This window comes from Flavobacterium suzhouense, assembly GCF_042684765.1.
Taxonomy (GTDB): Bacteria; Bacteroidota; Bacteroidia; order Flavobacteriales; family Flavobacteriaceae; genus Flavobacterium; species Flavobacterium suzhouense.
Genome location: NZ_JBHUMD010000029.1, coordinates 29,258 through 46,279 on the forward strand (window position 1 = coordinate 29,258; position 17,022 = coordinate 46,279).

The window sequence follows — 17,022 nt, forward strand, 5'->3', positions numbered from 1 at the left end:
TTTTTTCCGTGGCAGTATGCGGTTATAATGACAGAATTGCAAACTGATTACTTCTTCTCCAGAATCCTCTTTACTTCATTTAATAATAATGGATAGGCGGGGTAAGCCATATTATGCCCGTAACCATCTAGTTCCATTAATTTGGTTTCTTTATGTCCGTTTAGTTTCATGGCACGAGCCATAAAAGCATTCTCTTCATAACGTCCCAGTAGTTCAAGTTCTCTGTCACCCGTAATCAGGAGTAGAGGTGGGGCGTCTCCGCGTACATGATAAAGAGGAGCCATCTCGTCCACTAACGGTTGAGTATCCTTAATGCCTTTTTCTTTTCTGACGGTAAAGTGTGTTATGCATTGCCCGCTAAAAGGAATAAGTCCGGCTACTTTGTTAGCGTCAATATTATGTTTGGCAAGATATTTTTTATCAAGAACACTCATCATGGCTAAATATCCGCCGGCTGAATGTCCGGAAATGAATATTTTGTTTGCATTGCCACCATATTTTTCAATGTTATTGAAAACCCAGGCAATTGCTGCTGCACTATCTTCAATGCAATTTACAGCTTTTACGTTAGGACTCAGTCTATAACCAACACCAATAATACAATATCCTTTATCTTTTAAGTCGTCGGGAATTTCTTTATGCCATTCAGTTAGCCCTCCACCGTGAAACCAAATAATGGTTGCAAAATTTTTTGCATCATTTGGGTAGTAAATATCTAATACACATCGCTCGGAGGCATGGCTATCTCCTTTATAAATGTTTTCAGGGTAATACCTGATGTTTGATTTTGTTATGTAGTCAGTTTTTTGTGCGAAAGCACCAAATGAAGTGATAAGCAGTGCTATCAAAAAGTGTTTCATGGTAAATAGTATTTATCCAAATATAAAGAATATGCAGCATACTCTAAATTTACCAATGCAATTTAGTGTGAGAATTTGACTATTGTTTTTTAGAGGAAAAGGTATTGATGTTTTCTTTCCAGAAATCAATAAGATTTTTTATTTTTTCTTTATAGCGATTATAGTCGTTAGTTTTTTGAATATAGCCCTGTATGAAAAGTTTGTTGGCTTGTTTAATGGAATACTCGTCCTGAGCGTTAGAAATAAATATATATGGAATGTCTTTATCTGCTAAAACTTCTTCTTCAAGTATCATATCCCTCAACTCAAAGCCTCCAAGTTTAGGCATATTAATATCTGATATGATTATAAAAGGGTTAACTTCGGGTTTTCTGATATATTTAAGAGCTTCGGTGCTGTCAGAGAAAAATATGATATTGTTTTTATATCCCAAATCTCTGAAAATTTCTTCCAATATCTCCCTGTCATCTTCATCATCTTCTATAACAAGTATATCCCTGTGCATTTTCATAATAAATCGTATTGTTTAGTGGAGGGGGCATTCTAGCTGCAAAATAAACATTTTTGCTTAAATATTAATTACGGTTTTTCCGCAATTCTTCATTTAAACAGGATAATTTATATAAGTAAATTCTTAAATTGCAACGTCAAATTTATTTTCTTAAAATTACTCAAAAATGAAGTTAAGATTAATTTTTTCCGGTTTGTGTTTGATTGTTAGTTTTTTTACCGCTAATGCTCAGGAAGAAGCTTCAGTATTAATGAAACAGGCATATGCTCAGGCATCCAAAGACAATAAGAAAGTGTTTGTAATGTTTCATGCCTCATGGTGTGGGTGGTGTAAAAAAATGGATAATAATATGAAAGCTGCTTCTACAGAAAAGCTTTTTACAGATAATTATGTATTGGTGCATTTGGATGTAAAAGAATCACCTAAGACTAAAAATTTAGAAAACCCAGGAGGAGAAGAGCTTTTAAAGAAATTTAAAGGAGAGCAGGCAGGCTTGCCTTTTTGGGTGATTTTAGATGCAAGAGGTAATCTGCTTACCGACTCATTTAATGCAAATCTTGAAAACTTAGGTTGTCCTTCAAGTCCGGATGAAGTAACTGAATTTACTGCTAAATTAAAAAAGACTTCTAAGCTTACTGATAAACAACTTGCAGTAATAAGGGAAACGTTTGTAATAAAGAAATAAATATTATAAGGTAAAACGCTTATTTTTACATAAACTTTTACGTGATGAAAAAACTGATTTTTATTTTAATGTTTGCCGGAATGTTTGTTTCTTGTGAAGCACAACAGCAAAAAGGGGTTGAACTTGTTTCTGTGAAGCAATTTACTGAAGATATAGCTAAAGATAAAGGTCAGCTTATTGATGTTCGTACGCCAAAAGAATACAAAGCAGGGCATATAAGTGGAGCAACTAATATACATTTGTACGACAAGGATTTTAATGAGCGCATTAATAAGCTTGATAAAGATGAAACCGTTTATGTGTATTGTAAAGCCGGCGGAAGAAGTTCTGAAGCGGTAGACTTATTAAAAATTAATGGCTTTCAGCATATTGTAGAGTTACGTGGAGGTACTGATGCCTGGACCGAAGAAGGGCAGCCCCTTGAATAATACTGGCTTTTTTTCAGTTCATAATTCTCAATACTTTTTATAAAATGTATACTACCTTAAACGTTATACTTACAATTACTATTGTGGTGCTGTTTGTGCTGCTTATTTGGATTATTGTGAGGATGCGTAAAGCAGAGAAAGTTAAGCAAGTATTGGAGACACGCTTTGTAGAACTTGAAAATAAAACGAATACTTTGCATTTACAAACACTTGAAGCAAAGTTAAACCCGCATTTGTTTAAGAATATACTCAATTCGATACAATCGCATGCTTATCAAACTTATTTTGCAATGGATAAGCTTTCAAATGTTTTAGACTATATTCTTTATGAAAGCCAGAATCGTTTTGTGAGCCCACGAGAAGAGCTTGAGTTTGCCTTTAACCTAATAGAGATTAATAAGATTAAAATAAGCCCTCTTTTCTCAATTACGGTGAAGAAAAAGATTGATGAAGCGGATGCATTATATGATCAAAAGATATTGGCACCTTTAATTTCTATTGATCTGATTGAAAATGCTTTTAAACATGCTGATTTGCAAAGCCCAGATGCTTTTATAACTGTTGCTATCGAATTTAAGGATAGTCAGTTTTCTATGATGGTATCTAATAAAATATCTCCTAAATCAACATTTCTTAAAGAGCATAGTGGAATAGGGACAGCGACATTAGAACAACGTCTTAAAATTATATATAATGGCTGCTTTAAGCTTGAGCGTTATGTAGAGGAAGATGTATATATTGCTAAACTAAAAATAAACCTGCTTGAACACAAAAATAAAATGCTTACTACTTGATGATGAGCTTCCGGGATTAGCTTTTTTAAAAATGATATGCGAACAAATGGACGAACTTGAGGTTGTAAAAGCCTTCAATAGCCCTGATGCTCTTTTAAATGAGTGGCAATCACTCGATTTTGATTTGCTTATCACAGATATTGAAATGCCTGGTATGAACGGTTTGCAGGTGGCAGATGCCATTAAAGGAAAAGCAATTATTTTTACTACGGCTTATAAAAACTTTGCAGTTGATGCTTTTGACCGTGATGCGGTAGATTATGTTGTTAAACCTGTTAAACAGGAACGCCTGCTTCAGGCTGTGCAAAAAGTTGCAGCCCGTATGGCGAAACCTGCTGAGGTTACAAAACAAATCCAGCTTAATACCGATAAGGGGAAGGCATTAATAAATACAGGGAAAATATTCTGTATGGTTACATCTACTATTGACAGCCGTGACAAAATACTGTTTTTAAATGATGGCTCTAAAACTATTGTAAAGAACATTTCTTTTGAAAAATTACTGGAAATGCTTCCTGCCGCTGAGTTTTGCCGTATAAATAAAAAAGCTGTTATTGCCCTAAGACATGTGCAGTTTTTTAGCCATGATGAGATTGTTGCAGATATGGTGTATCCGGATGGGAAAAACTTTACTTTCCCTCTGAGCGAGATTTATCGTAATGATTTCATGAAGCGGGTTAAGAATTGAGAATTGAGAATTGAGAATTGAGAATTATCTTAAGCATCTAACTTCTATTATCTAACGTCTATCATCTCTTCATCTCCAATCTCAAAACTATTTTTATTACATAATTTATCCATTATATTACAAAAACTTTAAGCCTAACTGTTAATATCTTGTTAAGTTCTTATTTCTGTGTAGTTTTGCGGCTTATAAACAACTTGCCAAAAAACAAATGATTAAAAAATTCAAAACAAGCCTCTTTTATATAGTTGTAGTCGCTTTTTTCTCATCGTTAATTTACTGGGCTCTTAAGAATGGAAAAAAACTCGAGGAAGGACAAAATATAATTGATAAAACTTCCGGACATGGACAATGGCAGGATTTTTTGGACTCCTTGTTACATAATTTAACGCATCCGCTTGCACTATTACTTGTGCAGATTATAACAATAATATTTGTAGCCCGTTTTTTTGGATGGATATGCCGTAAAATAGGACAGCCAACTGTTATTGGAGAAATGATAGCCGGTATTGTTTTGGGACCTTCACTTGTAGGAACCATTTTTCCGGAATATTCAGCATTACTTTTTCCTGATAAATCTTTGGGTAATCTTCAGTTTCTTAGTCAAATTGGGCTTATATTGTTCATGTATGTGGTTGGTATGGAACTTGATCTTAGCGTACTAAAGAACAAAGCAAAAGATGCCGTAGTAATAAGCCACGCCAGTATTATAATTCCATTTACATTAGGTATAATACTTGCCTATTTCATTTACAGGGATTTTGCTCCCGAAGGTGTTGCTTTTTCCTCTTTTGGATTATTTCTGGGTATTGCCATGAGTATAACTGCATTTCCTGTACTAGCCCGTATTGTTCAGGAAAGGGGGTTGCATCGTACAAAAATTGGAGCAATGGTTATAACCTGTGCTGCTGCCGATGATGTTACAGCCTGGTGTATATTGGCTGCTGTAATTGCTATTGTAAAAGCAGGTTCATTTATAAGTTCATTATATATCATAGGCTTATCAATTGCTTATGTAGGTCTTATGCTTTTGGTGGTTAAACCTTTTCTTAAACGTATTGGCGAACTTTATACCAATAAGGAGACACTTTCTAAATCGGTTATAGCTATATTTTTTCTTACGCTCTTAATATCATCTTATGCAACAGAGCTTATTGGTATTCATGCATTGTTTGGAGCATTTATGGCTGGTGCCATCATGCCTGAGAATATGCGTTTCAGGAATATTTTTATCGAAAAGGTTGAAGATGTATCGCAGGTAATGCTGTTACCTTTATTCTTTGTGTTTACAGGACTTCGTACCCAGATAGGGCTTTTGGATGATCCATACCTATGGAAAGTTTGCGGGCTTATTATTGCTGTAGCTGTTGTAGGTAAATTTGTTGGGAGTGCCATTACAGCCAGATTTGTCGGACAAAATTGGAGGGATAGTTTTACCATAGGTGCACTTATGAATACAAGAGGTCTTATGGAGCTTATAGTACTTAATATAGGTTATGACCTTGGAGTGCTCTCAGCAGAAATTTTCTCCATGATGGTTATCATGGCATTGGCTACAACATTTATGACAGGGCCTGCGCTTGATTTAATTGGATATATTTATAACAGGAAGAAAAATTACATTCCAACCGAAATAAGACAGGAAAGTAAATTTAAGGTATTGGTTTCTTTTGATAGTCCTGAGAATGGGAAGTCGTTGCTTAGATTAGGTAATGCATTGGTAAAAAAAATGCGTAGTAACGCTATGCTTACCGCAATGCATATTTTGCCCAGCAGTGAGATTCATACTTTTAATTTGGAAGAATATGAAAAGGAAAGCTTTAAACCTGTACTTGCAGAAGCTGATGAACTTGGGCAAAAGGTAACAACACTTTTTAAAGCTTCGACAGATATTGATAGTGATATTGCTACTGTAGCTAATAAGGGACAATTTGATCTGGTTCTTGTTGGAATAGGACAGAGCATCTTTGAAGGAACACTTTTAGGGAAAATATTAGGCTTTACCACAAGAATAATAAATCCTGAAAGCTTAGTGAATACAATTACGGGTAAAGAGAAACTTTTTGAAAACTCTCCTTTTGATGAACGTACTCAGCATATATTATCAAAAAGTGAAGCTCCGGTTGGGATTTTAGTTGATAAAGAATTTCAAAGTGCTGATAGGGTTTTTGTAACTATTTTTGATGTTGACGACGCATTTCTTATAGAGTATGCTCAAAAACTCATAAGTAATGTTGGTGCTCAGGTTACTGTTTTAGACGCTGAAGGCTCCATAAAAAATAATCCTGAGATTAAGGAAACTATCCGCAGTATTGAACACAATGTGCCAAATCATATAAAACTGATTAGTCAGCGTACGCTCGAAAAAGAATTCCTTCAGCAGCAGGATTTGATGATAATAAGTGTAGACAGCTGGAAAAAGCTTGTAGAATCGCGCAGTCCATGGCTTAACGATACACCTTCTCTTCTTATTATTCAGAAATAAGCTTTTATAATTAAGAATCCCCGAAAAGCATAGCTTTCCGGGGATTCTACCAAACAAAATAACCTGGAGAAAATCCTGATTAATCTTTTATATTTTAGTCCCGTCTTTCAATTCTTCATTGGCTGATTTTACTAACTTATCATTAGCATTCAGTTCTCCAAAAATCTCTACGCTTTCAGCAGTCTCACGCCCTTTTTTTACTTCAACACGTTGTGTTTTGTTGTCTTTTATGCGTATAACAAATACTCCTTCAGAAGTATTGATTACAGCAGATTTAGGTACTACAAATGTGCTGTCCTGTGCTTTAAGCGGAAGCAATACTTCAGCAACCATTCCCGGTAAAAGTTTATTGTCACTATTAATAACATCCATCTCTACACGTTCAGAACGTAGTCTCAGATCCAGGGCACCAGACATACGTTGTATTTTTGCTTTAAAGTTATCATTAGGTAGTGAACGAACATTAAAACCAATCTCGTCACCATTTTTCAGGTAGCCTGTATACATTTCCGGAACTGATACCGCCAGTCTCAATTTCTTTTGGTCCTGAACTGTAAGCAGTGGCAAATCCGATCCTTTTCCTGCAGATCCTACATAGGCACCGGTATTTACATTACGTGCAGTCACTATTCCGGTAAAAGGAGCACGTATCTGCAAATAACTTTGATTAACCTGTATCTCGCGCACGGCAGCCCTTGCAGCCTGTAGCTGTGCATAGTCAGAACTTTTACGGGCCAATGCCTGATCGAGGTCATTTTTAGAAATAGTACCTTCAACTTTGCTTGTTTCGAGGAAACGGTTATAGTTGGCATTACTACCGGTGTAAACTGCTTCGAGTGAATGCAGTCTTGATTGTGCAGCAGCAAGCTGAGAGCTGATCTCTGGTGCTTCAAGCTGTATCAATAGCTGTCCTTCAGTAACCTGAGAACCTATATCTACCTTTAATTCTTTTACATAGCTGGCAACCTTAGCATAAAGGTCTACCTGTCGGAAACCTGATAACTCTGCAGGCAAGCTGATTTCAGATGATAATTTTTCTTTTTTAAGGTCGAATGTTTCTATAACCGGGGCAGTATCAAAAGGTACTGCTTCTCTTTTTTCCTCGCCGCAACTGTTGAGTAGGATTGCTGCCAGCAATAGTGCCGATGGGATGAATGTCTTTTTCATTTTATTTTATTGGTGTTCTATAGTAGGTACATAAAATTTACTTTCTTTATCTTCTGGATCAAGAGATACTGACTGTGTAGTAGCCTTGCCCTGTGCCCACGCAAATATCAGCGGAAGAATAATAAGCACGGCAAATGTAGAGAACAATAATCCTCCAATAACTGCACGACCAAGTGGTGATACCTGCTCTCCGGCTTCTCCGTGGCCAATTGCCATTGGAAGCATACCGGCAATCATCGCAACTGATGTCATGATGATAGGGCGAAGGCGGAGCGATGCCGCTTCCCTAGCAGATTGCAGCGCGTTACCATTCTTTCTTCGTAGTTGTTCTGCATTGGTAATTAGAAGTACTGCGTTAGCAATAGATACTCCAACTGACATAATGATACCCATGTACGACTGAAGGTTAAGTGTAGAACCTGTAGCAAGCAGCATAAGCAATGCACCAAGTACTACCGCAGGTACAGTTGTTAATACAACCAGTGATACCCTGAACGACTGGAAGTTTGCAGAAAGCATAAGGAAGATAACAACTACAGCAACGAGTAGTCCCGATTCCAGACTGCTCATGGTTTCGGTAAGTACTTTACTTAAGCCTATTGGTTCAATAAACAATCCTCTTGGAAGCTCGCCCAGATTACCTATTATTTTGTTTACGTCTTTAGTTGCTGAGCCAAGGTCAGTATGATGAATATTTGCTGTTACTGAGATATAAGGCATAGCACCAAGGTTGTCGTTCTCTCCGTGAGTTTCAGATGGTGTTATCAGCGCAACATCACCCAGTACAGGTCTTACAGCATTTTTAAGTAACGGAATTTCATTGATATCATTTTTAGATGTCATATTGTTTAGAGGTACCTGTACCTGTACACTGTATGATAATCCTGCTTTTTCATCAATCCAGGTATTCTTTTCCGTATAACGTGAAGAAGAAGTAGATGCGATAAGCGAGCGTGAAATATCATTCATATCCACACCTAATTGTGCAGCTCTTGTACGGTCTATATTAATGTCAAGGGCAGGATAGTGAATAGGCTGTGCAATTTGTACATCTCTGAAATAATCTTTTTGTTTCAGTCCTGCTATTATTTTGTTAGCGTATTCCTCATTTAATTTTTTATTTTTTCCTGCAATACGAATTTCTACGGGAGTAGGCGATCCCTGACTAAGAACTTTGTCAGTAAGTTCTATAGGTTCAAATGATATTGTCGCTTCAGGGATATTCTTTTTAATACGTGCTCTAAGCTCATCTTTAAAGTTATCCATATCGCCATTATGATAATCTTTTAAAGCAATCTGGAATACTGCCTCATGAGGCCCTGCCATGAACATATATATAGGGGACACAGAGAAGAGTGACGGGTGCGTACCAACATAAACTGATGATATACCCACGTGCTCTTTACCAACCATTTGTTCAATCTCATTAAGTACATCGTGTGCTTTTTCTTCAGTACGTTCTATCCTGGTACCATTTGCTAAACGCATTCTTATCTGGAACTGACTGGAATTTACTTTAGGAAATACATCCTGTCCTATAACGTTTAGAAGCAATACTGCTAAAGCAGATATACCAATCAGGTACGTTATACCAACAAATTTACGTTTTGGCATTAGTTTGTCTATCATTTTCATGAAACCTATTCTAAAACGTTCAAATCGGCTTAACTTTCCGTCGTCATCATAATCTTCTCTTTCGGCAAAATCATTTTTATCATTTGTTGGATGTTCTTTTCCGTGACCTCCGGCCTTCATCAGCCAGTTAGCCATAACAGGGACAAAGGTTTGTGAAAGCAGGAATGATATTACCATCGAGAATCCTATTGCCATTGCCAAAGGAAGGAAAAGAGCTCCCGGTATACCTTTCATGGTAAATGCAGGTGCAAATACCGCGATGATACATAGTAGTATCAATAGCTTAGGTAACGCAATCTCTTTACAGGCATCCCATATGGCAAGGGCTTTTGGCTTGCCCATATCGAGGTGCTGGTGAATATTCTCAATGGTTACCGTACTCTCATCTACAAGGATACCAATGGCAAGCGCAAGCCCGCTCAGGGACATCAGGTTAATGGTCTGCCCAAATAATTTAAGGAATAATACCCCTGATATAACCGAAATAGGGATTGTAAGGATAACGATTAGGGCAGCCCTTCTGTCTCCAAGGAATAATATTACCATTAATCCGGTTAGCACCGCTCCAATGATACCTTCAGTGATCAAACTCTTTACAGAATTTATAACATACACCGATTGATCAAATTCGTAAGATATCTTAACGTCCTCGGGTAATGTACTCTGTATTTTAGGTAGACTTGCTTTAAGGTTTTTTACTACTTCCCAGGTAGATGCATCACCAGCTTTAGCAATACTTACATATACCGAGCGCTTACCATTTATAAGAGCATATCCGTTAGTAACATCGGCGCCATCCTTAACTGTTGCTACATCTCCCAAAGAAAGGTTTTGCACACCTCCTTTAAACAAAGGAATCTTTTCGAAATCTTTGATTTCTTTTATAGTATTGTTTGTGGGTGTAAGGTAGTTTTTGTCACCTATCCTAACATTACCCGATGGTGCAGTCTGGTTGTTTATTCTTATGGCTTCAACAATCTGGTCAGGCGTTAGGTTATGGGCACGTAGCTGAGCGGGATCCACATTTATTTCTATTGTCCTTGGGCTACCTCCAAACGGTGGGGGTGAAAGTAATCCGGGAATAGAGGTAAATGAGGCTCGTACATATACGTTGGCTAAATCCTGAAGCTCATTATTGGTACGTGTTTTACTGCTCAGTACCAATTGTCCTACCGGAAGTGAAGAGGCGTCAAAACGGATAACAAATGGCGGTTGCGATCCGGGTGGGAAAGCTGCCTGAATCCTGTTTGACAGGGCACTTAGCTCGGCAGCTGCCTGAGCCATGTTAGTATCTTCATAGTAGGTAACCTTCATGAGGGTAAGTCCCTGTATGTTTTTAGTTTCTATCGATTTTACGCCATTGGCAAACAACATAATGTTGATGTAGTTCTTGGCGAAATAGGATTCCATCTGGTCGGGGGTGTACCCACCAAAAGGGTGTGCAAGGTAAATAACGGGAAGGTTCATCTTAGGTAGGATGTCAACCTTTACGTCCCTGATAGCTCCGATACCGAAAAAGAATAATCCGGCAACGAGTACTAGTATCGAGATAGGTTTGCGGAGTGCAAAACGTATTAAATTCATATCTAACAGTAAATTAGAATTCGTTGATAAAAAGGTTAAAGTCGCCGGTTGCAGCTGCTTTCATAAGCAACGCCTGCCATACATTGGTATAAATAATGTCGCGGTCAGTCTCAGCGCGGTTAAGCGTATACATGGCCTGTGTGACATCTACCAGGTTGGTAAGGCCATTGTTATAAAGTGTAGTGCGTTGCAGATAAGCCTGTTGTGCTGCGCGTACCTGTTTTGGTGCTTCGCTGAAATTTTGCATCGCATAATCAAAGCGAACATCGGCTGCATCCTCCTGTGCTTTAAGCTGTAGGTCTATAGCCTGATATTCATCTTTAAGACCTTGTGAAATAAGTTTTTGGGAACTTACTTTTTTAGATGAACGTGCAATTGAGGTAAGATTCCATGTCATACCAACTCCTAATAGATAGTTTTGGCGTGTTGGGTCGATACCGTCAAAGTAGTTTCGGGTAAAGGCCGTCTGGTCTGAAGCATAATTACTGCTGAATCCGGAAGCCCTTGTCTGGAATATACCAAACATACTAAAAGTAGGGTAGTACTCTCTTTTATACAATCCCAGTTGGGTGTCGCTCAGTTCAATTCTGCTTTTGTAGAACTGACGTACAGGATTATTAAGGCTGTCGGCCTGATTGGTGCCTGTAATTCCTGCTTTGGGTATTGCAGCTACAAAAGTAGTATCGGCTGTAAAATCGGCAGGTTCAACTCCCATAAGCTCTACCAGTTTATTGTTTTGTAGCTTAACCTGTTCCTTGATCTGGTTCAGGGCAATTTTAGCACGTGATACTTCAGCTGCTGCCAAAGTTGAATCTACGCCAGCTAATAAGCCATTTTTAACCCTGATAGCTGCATTTTTATGAACAACTTCAGCTCTTTGCAGGTTTTTGATCTGAGAGCGTTCAAGTCGTTGACTGGCAAGCAGGTTTAGATATGCTCCTGCGATTTTTACCTTTTGCTGAAATTGTTCTTGTTCAAAGTCTTTTTGCTGCCTGTTGGCATCGGCTTTGGCAATGTTGATGCGTTGCTGCATTCTGCCAAACGTAAAGAAGTCCCAGTTCATGTTAACCAGATACAGAGCTCCAAAGGCAGCATTCCAGTTTTGTTCGGCGAGTGGTAATCCCGATGAGGCTACTCCAAGTCCGCCAAGTCCGTAAAGCGGGCCATTCTGACCATTTACAGTGCCGTAATCCTGCTGAGCTGAAAGATTCAGATTAGGCAGGTAGTCACGTTTGGCCTGTTTTACTGTTTCCTGTGCTGCTTTGGCATAGCTTTCTTTGGCTTTTACAAAGCCGTAGTTGGCAATACCTTTGTCTACCGCATCCTTTAGCGAAAGCTTTGTCTGGCTAAAACCGGATAGTGAGCACAACAGCAGGAATAATGTTAATTTTGTTGAGTGCATTGAAATAGGTGGATTATAGTAAGTCGTTTTTTGGAAATTATTGGCAAAAGTAAAACAGCTATTTTGGCTAAGCCGATTTTTAATGATGAATTGAATTCGTCATACAAATTGTTACAGTTATGTATATTAGTGCTTACTTTGCAGTAAGAAATGAAATGAAATGAATAAGATTTACAGGAATGTAATAGAGAATAAATGGTGGCAGGAGTTTTTTATACTGGCATTCTCTTTCATTCTTTTTACCCTTAACGACTGGATACTTATTAAGTCATGGCGCGGCATTTGGTCGGGTTGTGCTTATTTCCTTATGTTATATGCACATGCGCAGTTAAATCGCTTTTTGCTACTTCCGATATTGCTTAAAAAGCACAAGATATTCCTGTATGTATTTCTTTCAGCAGTACTTGTCTTTGGTTTTTCGATAATCATGTATGAAGTTGCTTCATTGTGGATATACAAAAACTGTTTCCTCTACAAATCCTCAGAACAAAAGAGCTACGTATTTCAGGCTGCTACACTTGTTGCCACACTTATTTGTATTCTCTCGGTACACATGATATTGAAGTTTTATCGTGATCGTAAAAACCTTGATGAGGAAAAGCTTTTGTATAACCAGGCGCAGCTTAATTCGCTAAGGGAGCAGCTTAATCCGCACTTTTTATTCAATACGTTCAATACGCTTTATGGTATTAGTCTTCAATATCCGCAGCGTACACCGGGGCTTATTATGCATGTCTCTCAGTTAATGCGCTACCAGCTGGAGAGTAATGAAAGACAATGTGTTGCCCTTGAAGATGAAATAAGCTTCATTAGCAGTTATATAGAATTGGAGAAGGAGCGAGTAGGCTATCGTTGCAATATCAGTTTCAATAGCGATATTGATGATGCTAATTCATACAAGATTCCACCAATGTTACTTATCTGTTTTATAGAGAACGCATTTAAGCATGGTACCTGTACCATAGAGAAATGTTTTGTAGATGTTGATATTACAGTAAAAGTAGGTAAGCTTGAAATGGTAGTGAGAAATTCACTGCCGGAAAAGAAAACTGAAGTTGTATCTACAAAAATAGGTATCAAGAACACCACAGAACGATTAAGGCTGCTTTATGGGGCTAATTATTCGCTGGATATAGAGCAAACAGATATTTATACCGTAAATTTACAGTTACAGCTAAAAAGGTATGAGCCAGTCCGTTAAAAAATGTATCATTATTGACGATGAACCCGCTGCACACTATGTGCTGGCAAATTATATCAGTCAAAATCCTTTACTGGAATTGGTATTTCAGGGGTATAATGGGGTTGAGGCTCTGGAATATCTTGAGAATAATACTATTGACCTTATGTTCCTTGATATTGATATGCCGGAGATTTCGGGTATAGAAATGCTGCAAAAATTAGATAAACCACCACGTACCATTCTTACTACAGCTTATAGCGAATTTGCTTTAGAAAGTTATGAGTATGGCGTTCTTGATTATTTACTTAAACCAATATACCACCCTCGTTTTCTAAAAGCAATCGATCGTTTTTTTGAACTTGAAGGGGCTGTACAACAACCTCAGGAGGAAGAAGAAGTGTCAGGTAGCATTTATGTAAAAGTAGATAGCGATACTATACCTATCGAACTAAACAGCATACTGTATGCACAGAGTTATGGCAATTATGTAAAGATCATTACCCAAAAGCGTAATTACCTGGCAACAATTACCACCAATGATATGGAAAAGATGTTGCCTTCTTCCCAGTTTATGAGATCGCATAAATCATATATCATTGCCTTAGACAAGGTTGATGAGGTAATGAAAGACCATGTGGTGATTAAAAAAAATCCGGTTCCTATTGGAATTACTTATCGTAGGGAACTGGCTGAAAAACTGAAACATTTGATCAAAAACTAAATAAATAACACAAAAAACAATCTAAAAACTATGATTCAGGTAAAAGCTTTTGCGGCCTATGATGCGGAGACGCCTCTTAAGCCCTTTGAATTTGAACGTAAAGAAGTAGGTCCTAACCAGGTGCAGATAGAAATATTGTACAGTGGTGTTTGCCACTCTGATATCCACACTGCTAAAGGTGACTGGGGTCCTGCAATATATCCATTGGTTCCGGGACACGAAATTGTGGGAAGAATTATTAAAACAGGCGAGAAAGTAACTAAATTTTCTGTTGGAGAACTTGCAGGTGTTGGATGCTTTGTTGATTCTTGCCGTACATGTGCCAGCTGTAAAGAAGGTGAAGAACAATACTGCGAAGAAGGTATGACCGGAACATACAACAGCTACGAGCGTGGTACCAAAACTCCTACATATGGAGGATACGCTACTGCGATTACTGTAGATGAGAGCTATGTACTTCATGTATCTGAAAAACTTGATCTTAAAGGGGTAGCTCCTTTATTATGTGCAGGTATCACTACTTATTCGCCATTACGTTACCTTAAAGTAGGTAAGGGAGATAAAGTAGCTGTACTTGGATTAGGCGGACTAGGCCACATGGCAGTAAAATTTGCAGCATCTTTTGGAGCTGAGGTTACTATGCTTAGTACATCGCCATCGAAAGAGGCTGATGCAAAAGATTTGGGAGCACATCATTTTGCCCTTACTTCAGATCCTGCTGTTATGGCATCACTTACCAACAAATTTGATGTTATCATCAATACAGTTTCGGCGAAGCATGATTATAATACTTACCTGAACCTGCTGAACAAGAATGGTACCATGGTAATTGTAGGATTACCACCGGCCGGTGAACCAATACAGGCTTTTAATCTGGTAATGAAACGCAGAGCCATTATGGGTAGTCTAATCGGTGGTATAAAAGAAACGCAGGAAATGCTTGATTACTGTGCTGAGCACAATATTACTTCTGATGTTGAAATTATTGATATGGATTATATTAATGAAGCCTATGAAAGAATGGACAGAAGCGATGTAAAATATCGTTTTGTTATCGATATGGCTTCAATGAAATAAAAAGTAGCAGGGAGAGTTCATTTAAGGTTATATGCTTTCCTGAAAGCTTTTTGAAAAGGGCAACCATAACGGTTGCCCTTTTTTATTGAATCAGGGCAATAGCTATACTGCTTAATCCAAGATAGAGGCAAAGTGGCGAGAAATAGCGGTTGTCGTTTTTAGCGAAAAGCGTTTCCTTTATGGTTTTGAAAAAGCCAACATATTTAAAATCACCTACGGCTCTCAGCAGGAATAGTATACCTATTGCCAGTGTAGCGTATTTAATAAAATCATCAGAAAGGTATTCGTCATAAATACCAAGGTCACCCACTGTAATGAAAGCGAAAATTCCAAGTGATGCAGCTACTGCAAAAGTACCAACTACACCCGGTTCAAAAACTGCTTTTCCATCAGGCAGGGTAGGTATTACGCCTTTTTTACCCAGGCTATCGTTCATAGCCCAGTATACATGGATAAAAGAAAGCATGATAAAGATTACTGTATTTATAAGTATAAAAAAAATCATCAGATTGTGGTTTGCTTAAAGGTAAGCAATCCTACTGATGATTCTTTTAATACTTTGCTAAAATGCCTTTATCTATTTTGATAGTACATCGTGTATTTCAGGAGTCTTATCAAACATTTTTTTAGCGAAAGGACAAAGCGGAATTATCTTTTTATTATTCTCCCTCGCATAGGTTACTGCTGCATCAAGAAGTTTTCTGCCTATGCCTTTAAATTCGGGATTGCCTTCGGTATGATCGATGATGAATGTATTTTCGTTAGACCATACATAGGTCATTATACCGGCTTTTACTTCGCCTTCTTTGGCACTGAAGTAGCCTTTTTTGCCATCGTCTGAGTGTTTTATTTCCATTGGTATTGGGTTATTTTTTAATGTTAAAATTAGGGTTTTGAGGTGGTAAAGGAACATATCCTGTTTCACCCGGAATTTTAGGGAATGTCTGGTCTATCCAGCGTTGTTTAGCATCTTCTATCATTTCAGAAGTAGTAGCCACAAAATTCCAGTAAATGTGTCTTGGTTCAGGGAATGCTTCTCCACCAAATATATAAACGGTTGTATTCTCGTTCATGGTAAATTCACAGATGGAAGCGTCTTTGGCAACCAACAGTTGTTTAGGTTCAAATGTGGTACCATCGCTTTCAATGCTGCCTTCCAGTATATACAGACCGCTTTCACCATACAGGTCTTTACCAATCTGTAGTTTTTCTTTGCTTTTGCTTTTCAGTTCAATAAAATATAACGGACTGTAAACAGGCACTTCCGATTTTTTTCCGAAAGCTTCCCCTGCGATAAGTTTAGCATCTACTGAACCTATTTTCCAGGTTGGCATACCATCTTCTTCTATATGGGCAAATGATGGTTCCATCTCTTCCAGATGCTTGGGTAAAGCTACCCAAATTTGTAATCCGTGCAATGGTTTGTCCGAATGGCGAAGGTATTCCGGTGTACGTTCAGAGTGTACTATCCCTTTTCCTGCGGTCATCCAGTTTACCTGTCCGGGTTTTATTTCTACTTCAGTTCCTAAACTGTCGCGGTGCATAATACTGCCTTCGAATAAATAGGTAAGAGTAGAAAGTCCAATGTGTGGATGTGGACCAACATCCATATTCTCACGTTCGCTTAGCATAACAGGTCCCATATGATCGATAAAGGCAAATGGACCTACCGTTCTTTTTTCACGGAAAGGCAGTAATCTCCCAACAAGGAAATTACCTATATCGCTTGGGCGTTCTTCTATTATAAGGCCAATGTTTGACATAGTGGTTGTTTTTTTAGAGTCGGTTAAAGTTAGTGATTTTGC

The 17,022-nt window shown here is 38.0% G+C and carries 16 protein-coding genes; 8 read left to right on the forward strand and 8 right to left on the reverse strand.

Annotated elements, in window-relative coordinates:
* Positions 1-47: 47 nt before the first annotated feature.
* Both ACFSR3_RS15105 and ACFSR3_RS15110 read right to left on the reverse strand, forming a co-directional pair.
* Positions 48-860 (reverse strand): alpha/beta hydrolase, encoded by an 813-nt coding sequence (locus ACFSR3_RS15105; RefSeq protein ID WP_379822164.1) that lies wholly within the window; start codon positions 858-860, stop codon positions 48-50.
* 79 nt (positions 861-939) lie between these two features.
* Complete coding sequence (locus ACFSR3_RS15110) at positions 940-1,371, reverse strand: response regulator (protein ID WP_114756931.1); 432 nt, start codon at positions 1,369-1,371, stop codon at positions 940-942.
* Positions 1,372-1,537: 166 nt separating this feature from the next.
* On the opposite strand from ACFSR3_RS15110, the gene ACFSR3_RS15115 reads away from it, so the two are divergent.
* From ACFSR3_RS15115 to ACFSR3_RS15135, 5 genes are all read left to right on the forward strand, one after another.
* Complete coding sequence (locus ACFSR3_RS15115; protein WP_379822166.1) at positions 1,538-2,056, forward strand: thioredoxin family protein; 519 nt, start codon at positions 1,538-1,540, stop codon at positions 2,054-2,056.
* A 44-nt stretch (positions 2,057-2,100) separates the two neighbouring features.
* Positions 2,101-2,484, forward strand: coding sequence for a rhodanese-like domain-containing protein (locus ACFSR3_RS15120; RefSeq protein ID WP_379822168.1), 384 nt, complete (start codon positions 2,101-2,103; stop codon positions 2,482-2,484).
* A 44-nt stretch (positions 2,485-2,528) separates the two neighbouring features.
* Positions 2,529-3,278, forward strand: a complete 750-nt coding sequence (locus tag ACFSR3_RS15125; protein WP_114756928.1) for a sensor histidine kinase — start codon at positions 2,529-2,531, stop codon at positions 3,276-3,278.
* Positions 3,247-3,966, forward strand: coding sequence for a LytR/AlgR family response regulator transcription factor (locus tag ACFSR3_RS15130; protein WP_379822170.1), 720 nt, complete (start codon positions 3,247-3,249; stop codon positions 3,964-3,966). The genes ACFSR3_RS15125 and ACFSR3_RS15130 overlap by 32 nt, the downstream gene beginning before the upstream one ends.
* Before the next feature lie 211 nt (positions 3,967-4,177).
* Positions 4,178-6,448 carry a cation:proton antiporter domain-containing protein gene (locus ACFSR3_RS15135; RefSeq protein ID WP_379822367.1) on the forward strand — a complete coding sequence of 757 codons (2,271 nt, stop codon included), beginning with the start codon at positions 4,178-4,180 and terminating at the stop codon, positions 6,446-6,448.
* A gap of 87 nt (positions 6,449-6,535) precedes the next feature.
* Here ACFSR3_RS15135 and ACFSR3_RS15140 read toward each other — a convergent pair whose 3' ends face one another.
* Genes ACFSR3_RS15140 through ACFSR3_RS15150 form a run of 3 tightly spaced genes read right to left on the reverse strand, consistent with a single transcriptional unit; the run spans position 6,536 to position 12,236 of the window.
* Complete coding sequence (locus ACFSR3_RS15140; protein WP_379822172.1) at positions 6,536-7,615, reverse strand: efflux RND transporter periplasmic adaptor subunit; 1,080 nt, start codon at positions 7,613-7,615, stop codon at positions 6,536-6,538.
* A 6-nt stretch (positions 7,616-7,621) separates the two neighbouring features.
* Positions 7,622-10,834, reverse strand: coding sequence for an efflux RND transporter permease subunit (locus ACFSR3_RS15145; protein ID WP_379822173.1), 3,213 nt, complete (start codon positions 10,832-10,834; stop codon positions 7,622-7,624).
* A gap of 13 nt (positions 10,835-10,847) precedes the next feature.
* Positions 10,848-12,236, reverse strand: coding sequence for a TolC family protein (locus ACFSR3_RS15150; RefSeq protein WP_379822175.1), 1,389 nt, complete (start codon positions 12,234-12,236; stop codon positions 10,848-10,850).
* 160 nt (positions 12,237-12,396) lie between these two features.
* Here ACFSR3_RS15150 and ACFSR3_RS15155 point away from each other — a divergent pair, with 160 nt between their 5' ends.
* Genes ACFSR3_RS15155 through ACFSR3_RS15165 form a run of 3 tightly spaced genes read left to right on the forward strand, consistent with a single transcriptional unit; the run spans position 12,397 to position 15,217 of the window.
* A complete protein-coding gene (locus ACFSR3_RS15155) occupies positions 12,397-13,437 on the forward strand; it encodes a sensor histidine kinase (RefSeq protein WP_379822176.1) in 1,041 nt (346 codons plus the stop codon).
* A complete protein-coding gene (locus tag ACFSR3_RS15160; RefSeq protein ID WP_379822179.1) occupies positions 13,421-14,140 on the forward strand; it encodes a LytR/AlgR family response regulator transcription factor in 720 nt (239 codons plus the stop codon). The genes ACFSR3_RS15155 and ACFSR3_RS15160 overlap by 17 nt, the downstream gene beginning before the upstream one ends.
* Before the next feature lie 30 nt (positions 14,141-14,170).
* Positions 14,171-15,217 (forward strand): NAD(P)-dependent alcohol dehydrogenase, encoded by a 1,047-nt coding sequence (locus ACFSR3_RS15165; protein WP_379822181.1) that lies wholly within the window; start codon positions 14,171-14,173, stop codon positions 15,215-15,217.
* An 82-nt stretch (positions 15,218-15,299) separates the two neighbouring features.
* On the opposite strand, the gene ACFSR3_RS15170 is transcribed toward ACFSR3_RS15165, so the two are convergent.
* The 3 genes from ACFSR3_RS15170 to ACFSR3_RS15180 all read right to left on the reverse strand — a co-directional run bounded on the left by ACFSR3_RS15170 (position 15,300) and on the right by ACFSR3_RS15180 (position 16,980).
* The gene (locus tag ACFSR3_RS15170) at positions 15,300-15,722 is read right to left on the reverse strand and encodes a DUF3995 domain-containing protein (RefSeq protein WP_379822183.1); all 423 of its coding nucleotides are present in this window, start codon (positions 15,720-15,722) and stop codon (positions 15,300-15,302) included.
* A 72-nt stretch (positions 15,723-15,794) separates the two neighbouring features.
* A complete protein-coding gene (locus ACFSR3_RS15175) occupies positions 15,795-16,073 on the reverse strand; it encodes a GNAT family N-acetyltransferase (protein ID WP_114756918.1) in 279 nt (92 codons plus the stop codon).
* Between the two features lie 10 nt (positions 16,074-16,083).
* Complete coding sequence (locus ACFSR3_RS15180; protein WP_379822185.1) at positions 16,084-16,980, reverse strand: pirin family protein; 897 nt, start codon at positions 16,978-16,980, stop codon at positions 16,084-16,086.
* Positions 16,981-17,022 lie beyond the last annotated feature (42 nt).

What these genes read in the sequence shown, in the direction of transcription:
- ACFSR3_RS15145 (WP_379822173.1), bottom strand. Translation starts at nt 10,834, where the DNA reads ATGAATTTAATACGTTTTGCACTCCGCAAACCTATCTCGATACTAGTA.
- ACFSR3_RS15110 (WP_114756931.1), bottom strand. Translation starts at nt 1,371, where the DNA reads ATGAAAATGCACAGGGATATACTTGTTATAGAAGATGATGAAGATGAC.
- ACFSR3_RS15125 (WP_114756928.1), top strand. Translation starts at nt 2,529, where the DNA reads ATGTATACTACCTTAAACGTTATACTTACAATTACTATTGTGGTGCTG.
- ACFSR3_RS15170 (WP_379822183.1), bottom strand. Translation starts at nt 15,722, where the DNA reads ATGATTTTTTTTATACTTATAAATACAGTAATCTTTATCATGCTTTCT.
- ACFSR3_RS15155 (WP_379822176.1), top strand. Translation starts at nt 12,397, where the DNA reads ATGAATAAGATTTACAGGAATGTAATAGAGAATAAATGGTGGCAGGAG.
- ACFSR3_RS15160 (WP_379822179.1), top strand. Translation starts at nt 13,421, where the DNA reads ATGAGCCAGTCCGTTAAAAAATGTATCATTATTGACGATGAACCCGCT.
- ACFSR3_RS15180 (WP_379822185.1), bottom strand. Translation starts at nt 16,980, where the DNA reads ATGTCAAACATTGGCCTTATAATAGAAGAACGCCCAAGCGATATAGGT.
- ACFSR3_RS15115 (WP_379822166.1), top strand. Translation starts at nt 1,538, where the DNA reads ATGAAGTTAAGATTAATTTTTTCCGGTTTGTGTTTGATTGTTAGTTTT.
- ACFSR3_RS15175 (WP_114756918.1), bottom strand. Translation starts at nt 16,073, where the DNA reads ATGGAAATAAAACACTCAGACGATGGCAAAAAAGGCTACTTCAGTGCC.
- ACFSR3_RS15150 (WP_379822175.1), bottom strand. Translation starts at nt 12,236, where the DNA reads ATGCACTCAACAAAATTAACATTATTCCTGCTGTTGTGCTCACTATCC.
- ACFSR3_RS15120 (WP_379822168.1), top strand. Translation starts at nt 2,101, where the DNA reads ATGAAAAAACTGATTTTTATTTTAATGTTTGCCGGAATGTTTGTTTCT.
- ACFSR3_RS15140 (WP_379822172.1), bottom strand. Translation starts at nt 7,615, where the DNA reads ATGAAAAAGACATTCATCCCATCGGCACTATTGCTGGCAGCAATCCTA.
- ACFSR3_RS15105 (WP_379822164.1), bottom strand. Translation starts at nt 860, where the DNA reads ATGAAACACTTTTTGATAGCACTGCTTATCACTTCATTTGGTGCTTTC.
- ACFSR3_RS15165 (WP_379822181.1), top strand. Translation starts at nt 14,171, where the DNA reads ATGATTCAGGTAAAAGCTTTTGCGGCCTATGATGCGGAGACGCCTCTT.